At 52.5% G+C, this 20,411-nt stretch carries 15 protein-coding genes; 8 read left to right on the plus strand and 7 right to left on the minus strand.

Annotated features, from left to right (window positions below):
* The first annotated feature begins 1 nt into the window (after position 1).
* Complete coding sequence (locus tag ATY27_RS04075; RefSeq protein WP_208931062.1) at positions 2 to 1,501, plus strand: lipopolysaccharide biosynthesis protein; 1,500 nt, start codon at positions 2 to 4, stop codon at positions 1,499 to 1,501.
* A gap of 47 nt (positions 1,502 to 1,548) precedes the next feature.
* Here ATY27_RS04075 and ATY27_RS04080 read toward each other — a convergent pair whose 3' ends face one another.
* Both ATY27_RS04080 and ATY27_RS04085 read right to left on the minus strand, forming a co-directional pair.
* Positions 1,549 to 2,634: a hypothetical protein gene (locus tag ATY27_RS04080; RefSeq protein WP_208931061.1), complete on the minus strand. Its 1,086-nt coding sequence runs from the start codon at positions 2,632 to 2,634 to the stop codon at positions 1,549 to 1,551.
* A gap of 23 nt (positions 2,635 to 2,657) precedes the next feature.
* The gene (locus ATY27_RS04085) at positions 2,658 to 3,671 is read right to left on the minus strand and encodes a GNAT family N-acetyltransferase (protein ID WP_208931060.1); all 1,014 of its coding nucleotides are present in this window, start codon (positions 3,669 to 3,671) and stop codon (positions 2,658 to 2,660) included.
* A 166-nt stretch (positions 3,672 to 3,837) separates the two neighbouring features.
* Between ATY27_RS04085 and ATY27_RS04090 the strand changes: the two genes are divergently transcribed.
* Positions 3,838 to 4,761, plus strand: a complete 924-nt coding sequence (locus tag ATY27_RS04090; RefSeq protein WP_208931059.1) for an AAC(3) family N-acetyltransferase — start codon at positions 3,838 to 3,840, stop codon at positions 4,759 to 4,761.
* A 102-nt stretch (positions 4,762 to 4,863) separates the two neighbouring features.
* Here ATY27_RS04090 and phbB read toward each other — a convergent pair whose 3' ends face one another.
* Both phbB and ATY27_RS04100 read right to left on the minus strand, forming a co-directional pair.
* On the minus strand, positions 4,864 to 5,589 hold the full coding sequence (phbB, locus tag ATY27_RS04095) for an acetoacetyl-CoA reductase (RefSeq protein ID WP_208931058.1): 726 nt from the start codon (positions 5,587 to 5,589) through the stop codon (positions 4,864 to 4,866).
* A 112-nt stretch (positions 5,590 to 5,701) separates the two neighbouring features.
* On the minus strand, positions 5,702 to 8,665 hold the full coding sequence (locus ATY27_RS04100; protein ID WP_208931057.1) for a hypothetical protein: 2,964 nt from the start codon (positions 8,663 to 8,665) through the stop codon (positions 5,702 to 5,704).
* Positions 8,666 to 8,885: 220 nt separating this feature from the next.
* On the opposite strand from ATY27_RS04100, the gene ATY27_RS04105 reads away from it, so the two are divergent.
* The 4 genes from ATY27_RS04105 to ATY27_RS04120 are packed head-to-tail and all read left to right on the plus strand — an operon-like array spanning position 8,886 to position 12,800.
* Positions 8,886 to 9,962, plus strand: a complete 1,077-nt coding sequence (locus ATY27_RS04105; protein WP_208931056.1) for a sugar-transfer associated ATP-grasp domain-containing protein — start codon at positions 8,886 to 8,888, stop codon at positions 9,960 to 9,962.
* A 1-nt stretch (position 9,963) separates the two neighbouring features.
* A complete protein-coding gene (locus ATY27_RS04110) occupies positions 9,964 to 11,031 on the plus strand; it encodes a GNAT family N-acetyltransferase (RefSeq protein WP_208931055.1) in 1,068 nt (355 codons plus the stop codon).
* Positions 11,032 to 11,046: 15 nt separating this feature from the next.
* Entirely contained in the window at positions 11,047 to 11,856 is an 810-nt protein-coding gene (locus ATY27_RS04115; protein ID WP_208931054.1) for a hypothetical protein, read from the plus strand.
* Positions 11,857 to 11,903: 47 nt separating this feature from the next.
* A complete protein-coding gene (locus tag ATY27_RS04120) occupies positions 11,904 to 12,800 on the plus strand; it encodes a hydrolase 1, exosortase A system-associated (protein ID WP_208931053.1) in 897 nt (298 codons plus the stop codon).
* Here the strand turns inward: ATY27_RS04120 and ATY27_RS04125 are convergent.
* The 3 genes from ATY27_RS04125 to ATY27_RS04135 are packed head-to-tail and all read right to left on the minus strand — an operon-like array spanning position 12,784 to position 17,047.
* The gene (locus tag ATY27_RS04125; protein WP_208931052.1) at positions 12,784 to 14,220 is read right to left on the minus strand and encodes a NosD domain-containing protein; all 1,437 of its coding nucleotides are present in this window, start codon (positions 14,218 to 14,220) and stop codon (positions 12,784 to 12,786) included. The two genes, ATY27_RS04120 and ATY27_RS04125, sit on opposite strands and share 17 nt — an antisense overlap.
* 30 nt (positions 14,221 to 14,250) lie before the next feature.
* Entirely contained in the window at positions 14,251 to 15,516 is a 1,266-nt protein-coding gene (locus tag ATY27_RS04130; RefSeq protein ID WP_244151304.1) for a pyridoxal-dependent decarboxylase, exosortase A system-associated, read from the minus strand.
* A complete protein-coding gene (locus tag ATY27_RS04135) occupies positions 15,494 to 17,047 on the minus strand; it encodes an AMP-binding protein (RefSeq protein WP_244151303.1) in 1,554 nt (517 codons plus the stop codon). The genes ATY27_RS04130 and ATY27_RS04135 overlap by 23 nt, the downstream gene beginning before the upstream one ends.
* A 145-nt stretch (positions 17,048 to 17,192) precedes the next feature.
* Between ATY27_RS04135 and ATY27_RS04140 the strand changes: the two genes are divergently transcribed.
* The gene (locus tag ATY27_RS04140; RefSeq protein ID WP_208931051.1) at positions 17,193 to 17,456 is read left to right on the plus strand and encodes a phosphopantetheine-binding protein; all 264 of its coding nucleotides are present in this window, start codon (positions 17,193 to 17,195) and stop codon (positions 17,454 to 17,456) included.
* A gap of 76 nt (positions 17,457 to 17,532) precedes the next feature.
* The gene (gene prsT, locus ATY27_RS04145) at positions 17,533 to 20,289 is read left to right on the plus strand and encodes an XrtA/PEP-CTERM system TPR-repeat protein PrsT (RefSeq protein WP_208931050.1); all 2,757 of its coding nucleotides are present in this window, start codon (positions 17,533 to 17,535) and stop codon (positions 20,287 to 20,289) included.
* Positions 20,290 to 20,411 lie beyond the last annotated feature (122 nt).

Below are 20,411 nucleotides of genomic sequence, written 5' to 3' on the forward strand. Positions count from 1 at the left end.
CGTGGACCAGCTTAAAAATAAAACTCTGAAAGGTTTGATGTACCTTGGCATGGGCAAAGGCGCAGCCAAGCTGATTTCCTTTGTCAATACGCTGGTCCTGGCCCGTTTACTGACTCCGGAAGATTACGGCCTGATGGCTATCGTGATGGTGATCGTTGGCTTTATCGGCTTTTTTAATGAAATTGGCCTTGGGGCAGCGATCAAACACCGCGCCGAGATCAGCGCGCAGGAGCTGAACGGTGCTTTTTGTCTGGCGGTATTTATTAGCTCTGCCTTGTATGGTGCGCTGTATCTGGCCAGTCCCTGGCTGGCCGGCTATTTTGGTTATGCTGAACTCGCCGGTATGCTGGCAGTGGTCAGTCTGACGTTTATTATTGGCGCGCTGTCCACAGTACCGGATGCATTGCTGGCACGCGAGATGCGATTCAAAGTCTATGCCGGTATCGAATTTGCGATGATCCTGCTGCAATGTATCGTGACGCTGGTGCTGGCCTGGCTCGGCTTTAAAGCCTGGTCATTGGTCTGGGGTTTTATCGCGGCGCAGAGCTTTCGTTCCATTTGCCTGTTTCTCTGCAGTAACTGGTTACCGAGCCGCCTTGGCGATATGCGAGCAGCCATGGGTCTGATGAAGTTCGGCGCCGCAGTGACCTACTCCCGAATTACCTGGTACCTGTACAACAGCGCCAAAACGCCAATCATCACCAAAGTGCTGGGGGCCAGCGCGATGGGGGTTTATTCGATGGCGTCCACCTTAGCGACATTGCCGACACAATACATCACCAGCCTGGTGATCCAGACATCTGTGCCTTTATTCGCCCGCATGCAAAAAGAGCCAGAACGCTTAGACAATGCGCTGCGCCGGTTAACTTCCGGTATCGCATTGCTGTCGTTTCCGATTTTTCTTGGCATGGGCCTGTCGGCGGCGGAACTGGTGCCGGTTGTGCTTGGCGACAACTGGCTCGAAGCGGTGCCAATTTTACAGGTACTTTGTGTCATCGGTTTAGTGAAGTCAGTAGACCCGCTGATCACGCAGGCATTTTTCTCGATTGGCAAACCGGGTATTACCGCCAGCTACACCACTTTGTGCGCGGTCACCATCCCACTCAGTGTGTATATTGGCGTGGTGAATGGCGGGCTGATGGGTGCAGCCTATGCATTGCTGATCTCCTATCCGCTGTCGTCGGTGTATCTGTTTGTGCAGGCGCGCCGCCATCTGCATTTCTCGTTACGTCGGTATTTTAAAGCGCTGCAAACACCGCTCGAAGCGGCTTTGTTTATGTGTGCCACGGTCTGGCTGACCGCATGGTTTTGTTATCAGCAGCTACAGCTTATACCGGTCACAGTGTTATTGGTGAAAGTAGTCACCGGCGTGCTGAGTTATGCTATGTACCTGATTTATGTGCGCAAAGACGGACTTCGCGATTGCCACGAAGTCTTACTGGAACTGGGTATCAAAGCGGAAAAACTCAAACGCTGGCCATTCAGCCGGCTCGCCGATTAAACGGGCCGGTGTCGCGAAACCGGTCAGGCAGATAACGCCTGTCGTCGTTAAAGCGGCGGCAGGCGGAAGATGCCAAATTGGCCGCTGCGACAATTCACTGGCGAAAACAGCAACTGCGCTGCCGGGATTGTGCCCTGCGCAATGTATAACATGCCGTATTTACTGACACCCGGCATGGCTCTGTACTGATAATCCTGCGCATAGATTTGCTGCCAGTCGCCGGCCGGGCTGCGATACCATAACGCGCTCTGCTCGGGCGTATCCTGCAAGCGCCCGGGTTCGTAGGTCGTGGTCAGCACAGCACCACCATTATCCAGCGAACTGACCGCATAAGCCGGGTTTCCGATAATACAACGTTGCGTCCTGCTGGCCGTGGCAAAATCCCAGCGCCAAATATAATTAACTGCGTCGGCTGGTGCGTCTTTGCCGGCATCCATGCCCCATTCCATGCCAGTTTCATCAAACAATAACCCGGTGGCACGCCAGGTCTGATCGCCGCCGGCAAATTTGTGCACGCTGGCAAAACCGTCGTCCGTGTAATAAAACGCTGATTCTGCATCGTTGTCACCGGTGGTGATCCACAGGCGCTGGCGAAATGGGTCATACACAATGGCATGAATATGTTTGATTTGCTGCCGGCTGAACTGCCAGCAGATCCGGGCCGTGTCTAGTACAGGGTCAATACAAATCACGCGTACATCACGGCTGTGGTTATTCAGATATTCACCGAAATACACCAGTCCCGTGCGCTGCTCTACGGCCATGCCATTACGCAGCGGCGGCGCAAAACGCCCGAGGCTGCTGACTAATGGCATGGCGGACCTGGCGTCACCACCTGGCTTACACAGATAAATCCGGTCATAGACAATGACAATGGTGCCATCCGGTGTCTGCGTCAGATGACTCAGGCCCGGCGCTGGTCGCAAACGCCGGTACAGACTGCTGCGGGCAATTTTGTCTTTCAGGAAGCCGATGAACCCAGCTTTCGCCGGCGGTAATTGGCAGATTTTGCGCAATTGACTGCTGTGATAGTCGAACTGAAACACCGTGTGATCCCGCGAGCACAGACAATAGTCCGCTGTGCTGAAGTGCGCGACCATATCAGATTTAACTAGCTGGGCCTGCAGCGTCATAGCCATTCCTTTGTAGAGTGCTGTTACAGATGAATGCGTTTACGCAAAACCGGGCCCAACTGGTTAACCAACGGCAAAGGTAAACGCTGCCAGATTTGGATCACCAGCTGCTTCAACCGGCTATCAGCGATAGTACCGGCGTCCGCTTCGCTGCTGTACCAATGCAGCGGTTCAGGCTCAGCGCCCCACTGCGCCTTGAAGTTGTATGTGCCTTCACCTGGTGTGGAGCGGCCAAAGTCAAAGTGCTGATAGCCATTGGCAATGGCAAATTGCAGCATCTGCCAGTACAGCAGCATATTGGGGGCATGTTTCTGAAAGCGTCGGTCTGAAGAGGCCCATGGATTGACCAGCATACCGCCATAACCCATGGCAAAACCACAAGCGACTGGCTGGTGCTCCGGGCTGTACACCACGAACATCTGACTGCGTAAATCCGCTTGCTGCATCAGCGCGACAAACAACGCTTTGCTATGTACCGGCGAGCCAAGTTCACGCATGTTATAGGTAAAGACCTGCCAGAAATCTGCCAGCAGTTCGATACCGCCTTGTTTACAATAAAAATTCTCTTTCTCAGGTTTACGGATCTGCGATCGGAGTTTGGCTTTAAATGCCTGCATCTGCGCGTCGGCATCACTTTGTAACGCCAGCACCATCCGTACTTTCTGTTGCTGCAGATGTAATTCATCGGGCTGCGGCGACAACGAATGCATCTGACGCAGGATCACCGGTTGACCGTTTAGATGTTGCTGCAGTGCTGTCAGCATTTCTGCACCAGCTGCGGCGTCTACCGCCGCAATACCACCACAGTCGCAAAATGGCAGAGAAACCCAGGTCTTACCGAAGCGAAACAACGTGACGACAGCACTGTAGTGGCTGGCATTAGTCTGACGCATGGCAAAGCGCTGCGGCTGATAACCATAAGCCTCAGCAATCGCCTCACTAAAGCCCCATTGCTGATAAACACTGACCTGACTGAGTTCAGGTAACGAGGCCTGCCAAAGCTCGGCCGAGATCGCCGCAGACTGCAAAAATTCCATTTGTCATTGTTTCTTAAGCTGAAGTCGGTGTAGTTTAACCTTGTATGCGCAGAGTTCAACCAGAATAGCTGCGAACAAAGACATGCTGCTCAACGCCCAGATGAGCAGACCATAACATTCTGAATAATGTATATGAAATTTTGATGAGCAGGGATCTACCACCATTATGCTGAGTTATCTGAAACAAAAGCTGAAACAGCTGCTAAAGCATTACCAACGGCAGCAATCGGCCAAAGAGCTGAAAGAACAGGCCCCACATGTCAGTCAGCAACAGCTGACACAACAACTGCGGGCACTTGGCGTCCAGCCTGGTGATTCGATTTTTTTGCATTCGTCATTAAAGAGTCTGGGTTATGTCGAAGGCGGCCCGGCTGCAGTGATCGCGGCATTGCAAGCTGCCGTCGGTCCCAATGGCAATATTCTGTTACCGACTTATTATTTGCCTGGCGGCACTATCGACAATACCTGCAAGCTGACAGATTATTGTTTTGACCTTAGGATCCACGGCACCCATATGGGCCGTTTACCGGAGGCTTTCCTGGCAACGAGCGGCGTGCAGCGCAGCCTGCACCCGACGCATTCCGTGTCGGTTTGGGGGAAAGATGCCGTTTTTCTGACGGAAGCACATCACAAAGCGCCATCAGTGTTTGGCGAAGGCTCGCCCTGGCAACGCTTCGCCACACTGCCACAGGCTAAAGTGCTGGGTCTTGGCATCAGTATGGGACCGGTCACTTTTTACCATCTGCTGGAAGATACCATGGGTGCGCAATTTCCGTTGCCGGTCTGGCAATCCGAGTGTTTGCTGCGCTGTATCGATGATCAGGATAAAGTCTGGCAAGTGCCGGTCAGGCCTTACGACAAGTCTTTGGCCGCGATGCGGATTGATCACCCGTCCCGCAGCGATTTGCAGCAGTATATGAAAGACGAATTAGTCGCCTGTGGTTTGTTACGGCAGGGCCAGGTCGGCGCTGCATCATGCTGGCTGATTGGTGCACAGGATTTTTACCAGCAACTGGAAAAACTGGCGGCCGTTGGCATTACTATTTACGCCACACCGGAGCAACTACAAAACCGGCCGGTCGGGCACTAACGCTATTGTAGCGTCGGGAACTGTTACGGTGCCGGGCTATCAAATTGCCCGGCACCTCTATCCGTACAGCACATGCAACTCAGCGTGCTGCATCAGACCGCGTTATGCCAGATACTGGCCACCGTTGACGGACAGCGTAGAACCTGTGATATAACCTGCATCTGCTGATGCCAGAAATGCCACACAGCGGGCGATCTCTTCCGGCTGGGCCAGCCGACCCGCCGGAATATTCGGCAGAATTTTCGCACTGACGACATCGGGTGACATCGCTTTCACCATATCGGTTTCAACATAACCCGGACACACTGCATTCACGGTAATGCCTTTACTGGCATTTTCCAGTGCCAGCGCCTTGGTAAAACCGATATCACCAGCCTTGGCTGCACTGTAATTGGTTTGACCGAGCTGACCTTTCTGACCATTGATTGATGAAATATTGATGATGCGGCCAAAGCCACGTTCACGCATACCTTCAATCACCGGGCGACACATATTAAACAGCGAATTCAGATTGGTATTAATCACCGCATGCCACTGTTCTGGCGTCATTTTATGAAACATAGTGTCGCGGGTAATACCGGCATTATTCACCACGACAGCGACAGGCCCGAGATCTGCCGCAACCTGCGCCAAACCACTATTACAAGCCGCAAAATCACTGACATCCCATTTATACACATGGATGCCGGTTTCAGTGCTGAATTGCTCTGCAGCTGCATCATTGCTGGCGTATACGGCCGCCACGGTATAACCCTGCTGTTGCAGTGCGATTGACACTGCCTTTCCAATCCCACGGGTACCACCCGTTACCACTGCAACGTTTTTCATCGATCCCTTCCCCATCACACTAAGTAAAGCTGATACTGTCCATCTAAAAACATCAGCCGATTGAATTAGTTACTATTAACCCACTGGCATTAACGCCTGTCAACCAGTCTGGTTAACGTGGTTTTAATGCCCATTTCGGTGATCTGTCGAGTTCAACCAGATTGCCCCAGCGCTCTGAATAGAACTTATACAATTGGGCTCCCCCCGGCAAGTCAGTCAGGTAAGCTGAGGTTGCCAGTACAATGGCGTTATAACCAAACTCAGCATCGATGGTTACACCAGTGGCATAACGGGCGATTTCTTCGGCACGATAAGTCGCCAGATAGGCATCCTGTACCTGCAGCCAATTGGTAAACCAGAGCCCGTCTGGCTGGCGGATCGAAGGCTGGCGATACGCCGACAACAGTTCCAGTGGGAATCCCTCGGTCGTCGCCGGCCCCGTCAGCATCCGGCCAACAAAACCTTTCATCGGACCGGCAGGATAACCCAGCTCTTCTGCTCTGCCGAGCGCCAGAATCACCAGATGCGCCATCCAGGGCGAAGCACCGGCGGCCGCCTTGCTGTAATCATAATAGCCATCGCTGAAGGTTGTCTCTTTCTGCTCGCTGTGGCTCCATTGTCCGAGTGGCGATGGTGCTCCCGCAGCATAAGGGAATTCTTTCGGTCCAATCTTACTGCGGCCAAAAGTGCGCAGGTCCGGATATTTGGCGGCAGGATTCGCCACATCGTACAAACCTTCCCAGATCTCCAGCGCTTTGACAGTCAACAATTCCAGATAAGCCCGTTCCGGCGAATTGTCAGGCGACACCGAAGCGGCATGCACCCGGCTGCGTAAGGCCCAGCCCTGTGCCCGGGCTTCGCCTGAATATAATGCGCCTTCGCTGCCGGTCGGACCACGACCGAGCGTCGAGCCCCCTGCACCGGCATTGTTATTCATCGTGGTATAGGCCGCAGAAAACCAGCTTTGCTCGAGGAAATAATAATCACCGGTCAGCAAATATTGTGCAGACGCCAGGTCCGGATGATGTGCAACATCCGGCACCCAGCTGTTGGACGCCAGTGCTGATACCACCTGAATGCGATCTCCGGCTGCCGTTTCAGGCCAGGTCAACCGGTCAGATTTAAACCATAAAGTCGGACGACCGCCCGGATTAATCGACAGGATCCGGCCCAGCCCCGACACCAGACGTGCTTCATCAAAAGTGCGCCCGCTGCCTCCTTCCCGCAAATGGATGGGCCAGGCGCCACTCAGTTCAGCCTGACGCAGCGCAATTTCAGTCATCCGCCAATCGCCGGTGAACAGCCAGCGTACTGTCCAGCTGGGATATAAGCCCAGATCCTGGCGGCCGCCGGCAGCTGGCATCGATTTTTGCCAGAAACCAATGTTATACAGATCCTTCGCCGTTTTTTGCCAGTTACTGAACTGTGTTGCCATCGTGGTTTCCGGCACTTTGCGTTTTAAGTCAAAGTTCGGCAACAACCGGGTTTTGCTCAGATAACCTAACTGGTGATTCAGTGACAGCACTGGCACTTGCTCGCCGAGCCAGAACTGACGGGTCCAGCGTGTCATAGCCAGATGCGGTAATTCAGTTTGCTGGTATAACACCTGTGGTGCTTTGGCGCCGCCCAGCAAAGTCAGATCATAAGTCTGGTCCTGCAATGCCTGAGTATTACTTACTTCACCAACAAACCGGACTTGCACCTTGTTCAGCGCCGGCCAAAACGTGGCATAAAACAGTGGCCGCACTGATCTGTGTGTGTCTGCACCAAAATCACCGGTCCGCTCTTCGCTGTGATCTGCAATTAACACCGTAGTCGCAATCGGTCCCTGCACCCAGTAACTGAATTTCCCTTTACTCAGCAACTCACGTGCTGATCGTTGTTGTGTCTGATTGTCGGCAAATACTGCTTTGATTTGGGCATCAAAATCAAAGGCATCAGCCAGCATTTGTGCCTGGCTCAGGCCTGTTTGATTGGTGCTGACAGGCTGGTTCACCAGCTGCAGTCTGACGGTCGAATTCGGCGCTATCTCGGGGATGAGCACCGATATAATGGCATGGCGCACACTGCCGTCCGGATAACGCTGTTTGATGTCGGCCTGAGTTGGCAACAGTTGCTCTGCCAATTTTAATTGCGGCGCCTGGGTGATTTCCCCCGCGACAAAAGGCCGGGCAAACTGCAACGGATAGTTGGTCAGTGCCTGGCTGGTTGGGTTCGTCAGCGTGATGACATTATCGTCCGCCGCCGGTTCATCAGCGACAAAACCGGCAGTGACTGTCCGGTTGGTTTCCATGGTGACAGTACAGGGCGTTGCATTAAGGCATGGCAGATTAAAACCACTAAAACGTTGTCCTGCATCGGCAGAGGCTTTGAGTTCTACCTGAGTACCAGCATTCACTTTGTAGTTACAATCTGTACGACACGGCGTGCTCAACGTCGGGCTGCTAATTTCACCCGGACCACTGACCACAATCTTTAACTCGACTTGCTGCGTGGCAAAATTGGCCACGATATTTGCCTCTTCTCTCAAGACAAATTCGCAACGAGGCGACGTTGCAGTGGCACTGCAGATATTTTGCCAGCCGGTAAAATCGCTGTAGGTGTTGGCTTTGGCCTGTAACGCAACATTAGTACCGAATGGCACCGTAATGCTGCAGCTGCTGCTGCAGCTTCCCGTTAGTGTGCCGGCGCTATAGTCAATACTACCACCGGGCTGTGAAGTCAGTCGCAATGCGACATGTCGTGGTACAAAACTGGCTACCACTTTGGCTGTGCTTAGCGTAGTCAAATCGAGCCGGCAACTACCGGTGCCTGAACAGTCCTGTTGCCAGCTGTCAAACTGCGTAGCCTCTGCCGCAACTGGCGTTAATTCGATATTGCTGTTACTGACCGTCAGGTTGCAGCTTTGCTGGCACACCTGACCATCGCTGAGTCTGACCTGTCCGGTACCGTTTACCGTAACCTGGACAACTTTATTAGTGACGACCGGCGTGGGCGCTGGCGCTGGACTGTCTCCACCACCGCTGCCACAGCTAATTAACCCGGTTATGCATAGCAATAACCACAAATTTTTCATCAGAAGCCCCGTCATTGTCATCAACCGCACCGACAATTTGCCGATTCGTCTATCTCTTTGCATTATGCCACAGCGTGAGGTCGGGCGGACAGCGTGCCGACCTGTTCAGACCACAGCTTTACAGGCTTTGGAAAACGCATTAATCTCGTGCGCTGTATCACTTCACGTATTATGGCAACCAAAGCTGGCATACGTATTAAATCTGCTCCCTGGATCCTTTATGCAAGCATGGAAAGATATTCGACGCTGTTGGCAACAACTGGACAATCTGCAGATCGTGCAACTGCCGAAATGGCGACAACTGGCAGAGATGACCGCGTTGTTTTTGTTGCGTCGCATTGGCCCTGGTTATTACATTCAAGGCAAGTTCTGGCGACCGGATCTGCCATTCAATGACAAGTGGCTGCACGTCAACAACACTGAATACAATGCTTTTATTGACCGCTGGAATGCGCGGCCCTATCAAAAATCTTCTCAGCACAAGGTAGTAGAGAAAGCGGTATTGCAGCTCCTTGCAGTACCCACACCAGCATTTATCGCTTATCTGCATCCGCAAGCCGGCGTCTGTGCTGATGGCACCCCGCTGCAAACACTTTTGCAGCTGAAACAGCTGTGTGCTGGTCTGGTTGGCCAGAAAATTTGTTTAAAGCTGGTGGAAGGTTTTGGTGGTGCCGGTTTTTCAGCTTTTGCAGTGGTGCAGCAAGCGGATGACGTGGTATTTGAGCACCCATTCAGCGGAGTACAGGTCAGCATTGACAGCTGGTGGCAACAGGCGCAACAAAACCCCGACGGCTACATCATTGAACGTTATTTACAACAACATCCGGTTGTGGAAGCTTTACATCCAAATTCGGTGAATACGCTGCGCATCTGGGTTTATCAATTGCCGGGAAAAACCGAAATCGCCGGTGCATTTTTACGTGTCGGCCAAAAAGGTAGTCTGGTTGATAATACCAGCAGCGGCGGCTTGTATTGCCCTATTGATATTCAGACTGGCAAGTTAAAATTCGCATCATACTCCCGTGAACCATGGAGCCAGCTGGCGCAGCACCCGGATACCGGCGCTCAGGTCAGCGGTGTGCAAATACCGTTCTGGGCAGAATGTCAGGCGATTGCCGGCAAGGCGCTGCAGGCATTTCCGCATGTGCGGGTGGCGGGTGTTGATGTCGCCATCGCCCCCGATGGTCCACAAATGATTGAACTTAATGTACGGCCGGATCAAATTGGGTGCACACGGATGGATGTACCATTAAAGCGCATTGACCAAAAACTTAAACAGGCTTATGCCGGACGCTGATGTGACACAGCGGCCGCAAGCCGGACAGACACTGCCGGTAGAAAATAAGCAGGTACATAGCCAATGGCCGGTTGGCGCAAAGCCGGATGACCATTCAGCGATGCCCTGGTTTCAGCCGGCACCTTGGTATCAGCACCTCGCCCGCTTCATGGGGATGACCGACTCACAGTGTTATATGCTAGGCGCCGATCAGCCTGGCGACAGCGCAGCAGAGTGGCAACTTGCCCTGTATTGCAGTGCTGGCGGGCGGCAGATCAATAGCTTATCTAACTATTATTCCCCTGCGCTCGGGCCAAAAGCACCGGCTCTTCCTGGTGACTGGCTACAGTTGTTTGAAACTGTCGGTAAGACGTACCCTGCGATCCAGCGGTTACAACTACAGCCACTGACGGCCGGACAACAGCAGCAACTGCAACAACTGCAAGTGCCCGGCTGGGGCTTTTTTTTCAGTCACTGCAGTGATAACTGGACGGCCCGGGCAGAAAATTATTGGCAACAACGACCTTCACAGCTACGCAATACTATCCGGCGTAAACGGCAAAAACTGGTCGCAGATGGCGCCCATATTGATATCAGCCAACTGGCGACACCGGAGCTGGTAGCGGCCTATTGGCAGGTCTATCAGCACAGCTGGAAACCGGCAGAGCCGAATCCGGATTTTATCAATGCGTTGCTGGACCTTGCGTCGCACAACCACAGTTTGCGGCTGGGTGTACTCTGGCTGCAGGGGCGCCCGGTTGCAGCCCAATGCTGGCTGGTGGCGGATGGCGTCGCGGCTATCTATAAACTGGCGCAAGACCAGACTTTTGATCACTATTCGCCGGGGACTGTGTTAACTGCGGCCTTATTGGATCATGTGATCGAGGTGGACCAGGTCCATACCATCGATTTTCTGACCGGCAATGATCATTATAAAGCGCAGTGGATGGATAACATGACGCCGCTGTATCAGCTGCAGGCTTATCGGCTGAATCAGCCGGCAGCTTTGCTGCAGTTTGCGCTGTTACGGCTAAAAGCGCGCATACGACAGTGGAAGCAACGCATCGTCGCTGTAGCCAGAACCCGCTGACATGGAAACCAATTGATGCAGCCATCTGATACGCCAAAAAAATCCGGATTAATGTCGGCACAAGCGGTGCTGACCGCACGTTATATCGAAGACCGCTGGCTGCTGACGCAATGGCATTCAGCCGCATCACCTGGCCATACCGCGCTATTGTTCCTGCCGCCTTTTGCCGAGGAAATGAATTGCTGTCGGCGTTTGTTCGCCAAGCTGGCCCGTCAACTGGCGAGCTTTGGTATCGACAGTTATTTACCTGATTTTACCGGCACTGGTGACAGTGCAGGCCAATTCAGCCAGATTTCGTTACAGCAATGGCGGGCAGATCTGCTGCATGTTTTGCCGGAGCTGCAACAGTATTCGCAGGTCAAGCTGCTTGGCTGCAGGTTTGGCGCTGCACTGCTGCTGGATTGGCTGCCAGCCTTGCAGTCGCAACTGAATATCACACAGATCCTGCTATGGCAGCCGCTGCTACAAACCGAGCGCTTCTGGCAACAGTTACAACGCCAACAGCTGCTCAGCTCTGCTGCCGTGACTCCATCAGATGACATTCTTGATGTCGCCGGCTATGCAGTCCCCCTGCAGCTGCGCACTGACATTCAGGCATTACAACCGCAGTTACCGTCCGGTTCCAGTGCGATGTTGTGGCTGGAAAGCTCGTTAACCGGCGAAATGAGTGCTGTGGCAAAAAAAGTTCAACTGGCGCATCCCGAACTACAGCTGCAGACCATTTTGGCGGCTCCCTACTGGCTGAGTCAGGAGCCGACAGATACCGGTGATTTGTTAGCAGCCAGCCTGACATTTTTAACCGGAGCCGTCCCATGCACCCACTAAGCTATGGGTGTGCGCAGTCCGGTCTTACGGCTGGAGCTGCCGAGGTAGTGCCACTAAACTTTGCCGGACAGCAAAGCCTTGGTATTTATCAGCCGGCAGCTTCAGAGCTGTTAGTGCTGATGGTCAATGGTGGCGCCCAGACCCGCACCGGTAGCCACCGGATGCAACAACAACTGGCATTGCACTGGCAACGGGCCGGCTTCGCCAGTTTACGCTTTGATTTTCCTGGATTTGGGGACGCAGATGGTGAGCCTGGGACTTTTGTTAATCACGCCAGTTATCTGACCGAACTGCCAGCCCAACTTGAGCAATATTTCGGCAAGGCAAGACCCATAGTGTTATTCGGCTTATGTGATGGCGCAACGGCGGCACTGTTAGCGAGCCCGTGGCTGCAACCACAGGCGCTGATCCTGCTGAATCCCTGGTGCCGAACCACAGAAAATCATGCCCGCACTATGCTGAAGTTCTATTACCTGCGCCGGCTTTTGTCGGCAGAATTCTGGCAAAAACTGCTCCGCGGTCAATGGCAGGCCAGCGCCAGTATGACCAGTATTCTCAGTCTGATCCGGCCGGCCTTCGCAAAAATTTTGCCGGGCTATCGGCAAACGACTCCGCAGCGGACAACCTCAGGCACAGACAGTTTGACCACGCTCAATGTTGATACGGCAATACCGCAGGCGCTGCTGCACTGGCAGCAATTCAACGGTCCGGTGCAGCTAATCCTCAGTGGCGCAGATTTGACTGCAGCCGAATGCCGGCAATTGTTACAGCAATCCGCCTATCAGTCGCTGTGGCAGCAGGCAAACGTCATCGACATAACGGCGGCCAACCACACGCTGACGGACGCAGGTCACCTGCAACAGCTGATGGCCGCATCCGTGTTGTTTTTAAAAAACTGTGCCGCGACAACAACCAAGCCTGCAGAGATCAAGGCTTCGCTTTAATACAGAACTGGTCGCCGGCAAAGGCGCCGAGATAAGGCTGCTGCACCAGTCCACCACAAAAATCAGTGATACTGCCGTCCGCTGATTTTTGCGGCGCGGCTGGCAACGGATAAGGCTGCTGCCAACTGAAATCCAGCACATCTGGCGCCACAAACAAATCTTTTAACCGATCCCGACCGGTGAAAAAATTCCGTGCTTCAATCCAATTCGCTTCCAGCTGATGTTGTCCGCCGTCACGGTTATTGACGCGGCCACTGATCACGTTGTTCCGCAACAGTGCTGAGCTTTGGCTATAACGCACGTCAACTCCAACCGTGTTATAAACAATATTGTTTTCCAACAAGCTGTCTGCGGCTTTATTCAGATAGATGCCGGCATCATTCGGGCAATGCATAACAATGTTGTTGCGCATGACCCCGTTACGATGTTCAGTTCCGGCCACGCCATCCCGGTTGTAGACCAGACCAGTGCCACCGCCGCCAAACGACAAACCAATGGCGGTATGGCGGCCGTCTTTTAAATTGGCCTCACACATCACCAGATTACGCTCAAACACTCCGCCACTGGCATTGCCTTTGATAAAAGCGGCATAGCTGATTTGATCGCCGGCCGCCTTCTGAATATCAAAAATAAAATTGCCTGCGACACGCCAGTCATTGGCGGCGACTATATCTACTGGCGTGGCAGACCCTTTGGTTTTACGCGCACTACTGTTGTAGATAGTGTTATTTTCCAGCAAACCACGATCAGGGTAATTCCCTTTTAGGCCATTGACTTTTATCGCCGAATTGAAGTCGGCAAAGCTGTTATTGCGGATCACAACATCACTGGCCTTGCCCGCGATGTGGATGGCATGTTCACAGTGATCATGCATAGTGCAGTTGCCGGCAAAGCTGATATTTTCAAAGTGCCAGTGTGGCGCCAGCAACATCAGCCCCTCGCCTTTCAGTTCAAACCTGACCTGATGCATCGCCCGGCCGGTCAAACGGATAGGTGCGCCGGCACTGCCGGCCTGACGCAACTCAAAAGTCCGGTCAAAAGTATAAGTCCCGGGTTCAACGATGATCTGCTGACCCGGTTTTGCCTTGCTTAAGGCCTGCTTCAGGCTGTCAATATCGGCCACTGTGACATGGTCCGCAGCAGCTGCCGGCTGATAGTCCGGATGTGCGCCTACACCATTCCAGCGCTCCGGTTCGATTGTACGAAAGTAATAATTCTTCTGTTCGAAACGGGCAAAGAAATCAAACATTGGCGCGACAAACGCGACACTCGGGAAATTGACGCGTAAATCAGCTGCCACTTTCTGGCTATACAAAGGCAATGGCAATCCATACCAATAGATACTGCGGGCCCAGATCAGCAGAATGGCCAGAAAAACGATATTGGCGAGCACACCGCTCCAAAAAAAATACTTACGCATCAGACCTTCCTTGTAGACAAAAACCAGGGCTCACAACAGTATTTCAGCGACAACACCATGACTCAAAAATCCTTGTGGACTGGCACTGGCGCCGTAAGCGCCGGACTGCAACACAGCAAACCAGTCGCCGGGCACCGCTTCCGGCAACGCCACTTTGTCAGCCAAAATATCCAGTGGCGTACACAAAGGCCCGACCACCTGCATTGGTCCCGCCGGTGCCTGGGTCAGTTTATTGGCCAGTACCACCGGGTAATTGCGCCGTACCACCTGACCAAAATTGCCGGAATTTGCCAGATGATGATGCAAACCACCGTTCGTGACCACAAACTGCTGACCATGCGAGCTTTTCACATCGATGACCCGACTAAAATATACCCCGGCATGGGCGACCAGGTAGCGACCGAGTTCAAGGATGATTTCAAGCCCTGCTACAGTGGCGGCAAATTCAGCAAATAACTGCTGCATGCCCGCGCCCACTGCTGTTAAGTCCAGTGGCTTATCGGCCGGGAAATATGGCACACCAAATCCACCACCCAGATTAAAAAACTGCAGTTGTGGACAATGCGGCCGCAGCTGCATCAATAACTGCAGGCTTTGCCGCTGGCTTTGTAAAATAGCGTCAGCCTGCAGGTTTTGCGACCCACAATATAAGTGAAAACCGACCAGCTGCAGCGGACCTGTTTGCAGCTCGGGTAATAAATCCCAGACCTGCGCCTGATCGATACCAAAGGCTTTGGCACCACCGGCCATTTTCATCCCGGAAGCACGCAGTTCAAATTCTGGATTAATCCGCAGCGCGACACGGGCAGAAGCATTGGCCTGTAAACACAAAGCCTGTAGCCTGCGCATTTCGCCAGCCGATTCCAGATGCACTACACAGCCTGCGGCGATCGCAGCTTTGAGTTCAGCATCGGTTTTACCGGGCCCGGCGAAACTAATCTGTGTTGCATCAACACCACTTTGCAGCGCCAGCACCAGTTCCCGTCGTGATGCCACATCCATCCCATCGACCATTGCAGCCAGGCAGTGCACCACCGGAAAATACGGATTGGCTTTGACGGCATAATGCAATTTAACCCGCGCAGGCAGCGCGGCGCGCAGTGACTGGACCCGCGCTTTGATGGCAGCACGGTCATATGCATAAAACACTTCAGCATCCAATAACGCTGCGATTTGCGCCGCTGTTTTACCGCCGACCAGCAAATCATTTTGTTGGTGAGCAAATGGCGTCAGCGCCGCAGCAAGCTGTGGCTGCGCTGCGAATAACTCGGGATTAAGCGGATTCAGAGGGTGCACAAAAATAATCCTTATAAGTCACAGACAGCTGCTTACGGTCGAGTTTACCATTGGCCGTCTTCGGCAACAGCTGCAATTGTATCAGGGCTTTGGGACACATATAGGCCGGCAATTGTTGCTTAAGCACCGTCATCAGTGCGACGGTGTCCAGCGCTTCCGCTGCACTAAACAGCAATAACACAGCATTATCTGCGGCGGTAGTCGGCACCGCGATCGCGGCAACATCTGTCACGCCGGCCACCAATGCATAAAATTGTTGTTCAATTTCAGTCGGGCTGATGCGGATGCCGGAACATTTGAGCATTTCATCCAGCCGACCGAGATAAAACAGGTCGCCATCGGCATCCCGCCATACCTGATCGCCTGACCACACTGCCGGCGGCCGGTGTACAACAGCCTGCGGCAATAACGGATCAGGCTTGAATCGCTCGGCGGTCAACTCTGGTTTGCCCCAATAACCGAGACTAACCAGCGGTCCGCGATGGACCAGTTCTCCGGGTTCGCCCTCCGCACATTCAGTGCCATCCGGGCGTAACACCCGCACGTCGGCAAATGGGATGGCCTGGCCAATCGATTGCGGTTTTTCTGGCAGTTTATCCGGTGATAAATAGGTAGAGCGAAAGGCTTCGGTCAGACCATACATCAAATATGGTTTCGCGTTAGGAAAACATTGCTGCAGGCGTTTGAGCAACACCGGTGGCATCGCACCGCCCGAGTTGGTCCAAAGCCGCAGTTGCATAGCGCTGCCATCCGGCCAGCGCGCATCCGCCAACGCGGCCCACAGCGGCGGCACCGCGGCCAGCACAGTGACCTGATGCTGCTGAACCTGACGCACGACATCCTGCGTCAGTAAATAATCCAGCAACACCACGGTGGCACCCACGCTGACCGCACTTAACAGCTGATTCAGGCCATAGTCAAAACTAAAGGGTAACAGCGCCAGCACTACATCGGCGTTTTGCAAACCGAGATACTGACTGACACTGGCTGCGCCTAACAGTAAGTTCAGCTGTGACAACACCACCCCTTTAGGCATACCAGTGCTGCCTGAGGTATACAGAATCGCCGCCGGCTGCGCCGACATTCCGGCAGCTTGCACATGGCTTTGGTCCTGCTGCGCGCCTTCATCGAAATCAGTGCTGTCAAACCAGTCGCAACCGGCAGGTAATTTGAATTCTGTTGCAAGTTGAGTCCGCCTCGCCGCAGTCATGGAGACCAGTCGCGGCGAGCAATCCTGCACAATATATTGTAATTGTTGTGCCTTCAGCGCCTGATGCACCGGCACCACTAAAGCACCGAGACTCCAGGCAGCAAACAACTCGATCACCAGCTCACGTTGCTTCGGTAGCTGTAACAACAAGCGATCGCCCGCATTTAAACCCGCGGCAGCTAACTGCCGTTGGCGCTGCCGCACCTGTGCGAACAACTCAGCATAAGTCAAAGTCCCATGCGGATCTTTCAGCGCAATTTGCAGCGGCCAGCGCGTTGCGCCGAGGTGCAATAATCCTTCCAGTGAGTCGGTCAGCAGCATGCAATTTCCTGTGGGCCAGCTTTCCCGGATATGACGCCAATTCACTGAAAACAGGCAGCATTTTTCCGGCGGCAAAATAGTTTGCCTGTGATTAATCTGTGTTAGAGTACATTGTGCAAATATCTGATGTCCATTGGAGTTGACTATGAGGGACCAACAACCTCAGACCGGACAGGTGCTCGAACAGATCCTGTTATCGGTATTAGGCCCCCACCACCACCTGACCGATCAAACACCATTATTAGGTGCCATCCCCGAATTTGATTCCAGTAGTATTATGACCATTCTGACATTGCTGGAAGACCAATATGATGTCGTGTTCGACGACGCAGAACTCAGCGCAGAGCTGTTCACTACAGTTGGCTCTTTACGCCATTTTATAACAGAAAAACTGGGCAAAACGGCTTAACCATATCAATCAAACCGGCGTAACTCTGCGCAACGCCCGCGGCAGAACGCCTGAGAATGTATAAAGGATTACACAGATGAAAAAAACACTCCTGGTCAGCTGCATTCTGGCCGCATTGGTTACTCAGGGTTGCAGTAAAAAAGATGCCACTCAACACCTGCAGGACGCCCAGACTTTTATCGGTAAGCAAGAATATTCTGCGGCTGTGATCGAGCTGAAATCAGCCTTACAGCAAGAACCGGAAAATGCCAAAGTTCGTCTGACTCTGGGTCAGATTTATCTGCAGGTTGGCGATGGTTTATCAGCAACCAAAGAGCTGGAACGCGCCCGAGAATATGGTGCTGACATCAATGAACTGTCTTTGCCGCTAGCGCAGGCCTATTTCCTGGCAGGACAATTCCCGAAGCTGGCCGAGCTCAGTAAAGAAAGCGGCATCTCCGCTGCTAATCTGGATTTTGTTCAGCTGTATCAGGCTCTGGCAGCTATCGAAGCCTCAGAAGCTGCGGATGCAAAAGCTGAATTACAGCGCCTGGCGCAAAATAGCGATGCAGGCATCAAAGCGATGGCTTCAGCGCAACTGCAAATTATGGACAAAAAGCATGAAGCAGCATTAGCAGCTCTGACCGGGATCCCGGCAACTAACCCGCTATACCGGGAAGCATTATTATTACGCGCTAAGTTACAAAACGTGCTCGCTCAGTTTGATGCGTCCGTTGCCAGCTTCAACGAGTATCTGAAAATTAACCCGTCAGGGCATCAGGCACGTTTATTACTGGCCCAGACCTATGTCGCTCAGGACAAATTTAAAGAAGCCGGCATTGAACTTGATAAGTTGCTCAAACTGTTCCCGAAACAACCGTTAGCAAACTACCTCAAGGCGGTGATTTCTTTTGAAGCAAAAGATTTCCAGAAAGCCAAAGAATATAGTGAAGTGGCCATTAACTCTGGATTGAGCTCAGTCAGTACCCGAGTGCTGGCAGCACTCGCAGCATCACAACTAGGGCTCGGCAACCAGGCACTAAATCACCTGCAGGCAGTCCGCGGCGAACTGGACAGCTATCCACCAGCACAAAAGCTCTATATCGCCCTGCAACTGCAAAGCGGCAACACTGATGCAGCGCAGGAACAATTAATGAAAAACCAGGCCGCAGCCAATGACGTGCAGCTGGTCAGTGCCACCGCATTCCAGCTTTTGAAGCAAAGAGCTAATGGCGCCGCGGAAGAACTGGTCAATAAATATGAGCAAGGAACTGAGACCAAATCTGAGCAGGATTTACTCGCGATCGGCGCGTTAAAGCTCGGCATCCCAGGTCAGGAGGCGCAAGGTCTGTCTTTGCTCGAACAAGCAGCAAAAATGGCGCCGAAAGAACAACAACCACAATTGTTATTAGCGTCTGCTTATCTGCAGCAAGGTAAATACAAAGAAGTTGAAGCGTTGGCCAAAGAATGGCTGAAAGACGAAAAGATGAAGGTGCAAGGTATGAACATGCTGGCATTTTCGGCGTTGCAACAAGGCAATGACGAAGTTGCTTTGCAATACATTCAGGACGCGTTGGCCGCAAAAAGTGAATTACCTTTTACTTATCTGTTAAAAGCGGTGTCTGAACAAGCGAAACAAGACAACGCCGCGGCAAAAACAACATTAGAAACCTTGTTGGATAAAAATCCACAATATTTGCCGGCACTGGAGCAACTATATGCAATGACGCGTACAGAGGCAGACAGTTCAGCTCTTAAACGCACTGAAGCGCTTTATAAACAAGAGGCAGCCAATTATAACGTCGCGGTGTTATATGCGCGGATGTTGGTCGATCAGAAGCAACAGGATAAAGCGCTGACGGTACTGGAAGACAGCAAACAACCGTTAGCCGAACGCCATGCTTTACATTGGGCCTTGCTGATTGAGCATGAGCGAACAGTGAAAAAAGACATCAAAGCATCGTTGGCTGCTGCCGCGCAGTGGTATCAGCTGAACTCGGCCGAGCGAGAATCCGTATATACCTACATTCGCGCACTCATTCTGGACAAGCAGATTGAAAAAGCATTGGCCGTGTCGACTGAAGAACTGAAAAAATCGCCGAAAGACAAAGTGTTATTTGGTACTCAGGTGCAATTACTGGCAGAAAATGGCAAAAATGATGAAGCACTGAAATTGTTAGCAACGCTGCCGGCCGAAGAAGCTGGTAAAGCTGACGTCCAGTTTATCAAAGGCCGGATCTTGTTGGCCGCGGCCAAACCAACAGAAGCCTTGACCGCGCTGACAGAAAGTTATCAGCAAAGCCAATCAACCATGGCGGCACTGATGATCGCCGATACGTATGAGCGTGCCGGAGATATCGACAAAGCCAAACAATTTGTTGAACAGCATTTCACGACCAAACCCAATGATGGTCCGTTGCAGCTGTTTTACGCCAACCTGATGCTCAAAAGTGATAAACAAAAGTCAATTGAGATGTTTAACCAGATACTGGTTAAAGAGCCAGACAATGTAGCTGTACTAAACAATCTGGCATGGACCCTGCTCGACTCCAATAAGCTGGCTGAATCCACTCAACATATTGAACGTGCAATGAAATTAGCCCCCCGGAATCCGGATGTGCTGGATACGTATGGGTCTGTATTACTCGCTTCAGGTAAAGTCGACGAAGCCTTGCTGAAGTTCGAAGAGTCATTAAAACTGCGGCCAGACAATGCGGCGGTGCTATTAAACTACGCAGATGGGCTGATTAAAAAGGGCGAGAAAGATAAAGCCAAAGCAATTTTGGATAAAATCGCTGGCGATAAATCATTGTCTGCTGCTCAGGTTAACGCGCTGAAGGCAAAACTGAACTAACCATCGGATTACCTGCTCAGTACTTTTAACAACGGATGCAACATGCATCCGTTTTTTATTGGCATTAGCAAATGTAAGCCGGTGTCGTATTGGATCCACGTCGCCACAGCAGCTCCCCTGCC

The sequence above is a fragment of the Rheinheimera sp. F8 genome (assembly GCF_001518915.1).

Excerpts from the sequence above, each read along its gene's own strand:
- phbB (WP_208931058.1), bottom strand. The coding sequence starts at position 5,589 with ATGAAAAACGTTGCAGTGGTAACGGGTGGTACCCGTGGGATTGGAAAG.
- ATY27_RS04135 (WP_244151303.1), bottom strand. The coding sequence starts at position 17,047 with ATGCTGCTGACCGACTCACTGGAAGGATTATTGCACCTCGGCGCAACG.
- prsT (WP_208931050.1), top strand. The coding sequence starts at position 17,533 with ATGAAAAAAACACTCCTGGTCAGCTGCATTCTGGCCGCATTGGTTACT.
- ATY27_RS04085 (WP_208931060.1), bottom strand. The coding sequence starts at position 3,671 with ATGGAATTTTTGCAGTCTGCGGCGATCTCGGCCGAGCTTTGGCAGGCC.
- ATY27_RS04105 (WP_208931056.1), top strand. The coding sequence starts at position 8,886 with ATGCAAGCATGGAAAGATATTCGACGCTGTTGGCAACAACTGGACAAT.
- ATY27_RS04090 (WP_208931059.1), top strand. The coding sequence starts at position 3,838 with ATGCTGAGTTATCTGAAACAAAAGCTGAAACAGCTGCTAAAGCATTAC.
- ATY27_RS04115 (WP_208931054.1), top strand. The coding sequence starts at position 11,047 with ATGCAGCCATCTGATACGCCAAAAAAATCCGGATTAATGTCGGCACAA.
- ATY27_RS04080 (WP_208931061.1), bottom strand. The coding sequence starts at position 2,634 with ATGACGCTGCAGGCCCAGCTAGTTAAATCTGATATGGTCGCGCACTTC.
- ATY27_RS04125 (WP_208931052.1), bottom strand. The coding sequence starts at position 14,220 with ATGCGTAAGTATTTTTTTTGGAGCGGTGTGCTCGCCAATATCGTTTTT.
- ATY27_RS04140 (WP_208931051.1), top strand. The coding sequence starts at position 17,193 with ATGAGGGACCAACAACCTCAGACCGGACAGGTGCTCGAACAGATCCTG.
- ATY27_RS04100 (WP_208931057.1), bottom strand. The coding sequence starts at position 8,665 with ATGAAAAATTTGTGGTTATTGCTATGCATAACCGGGTTAATTAGCTGT.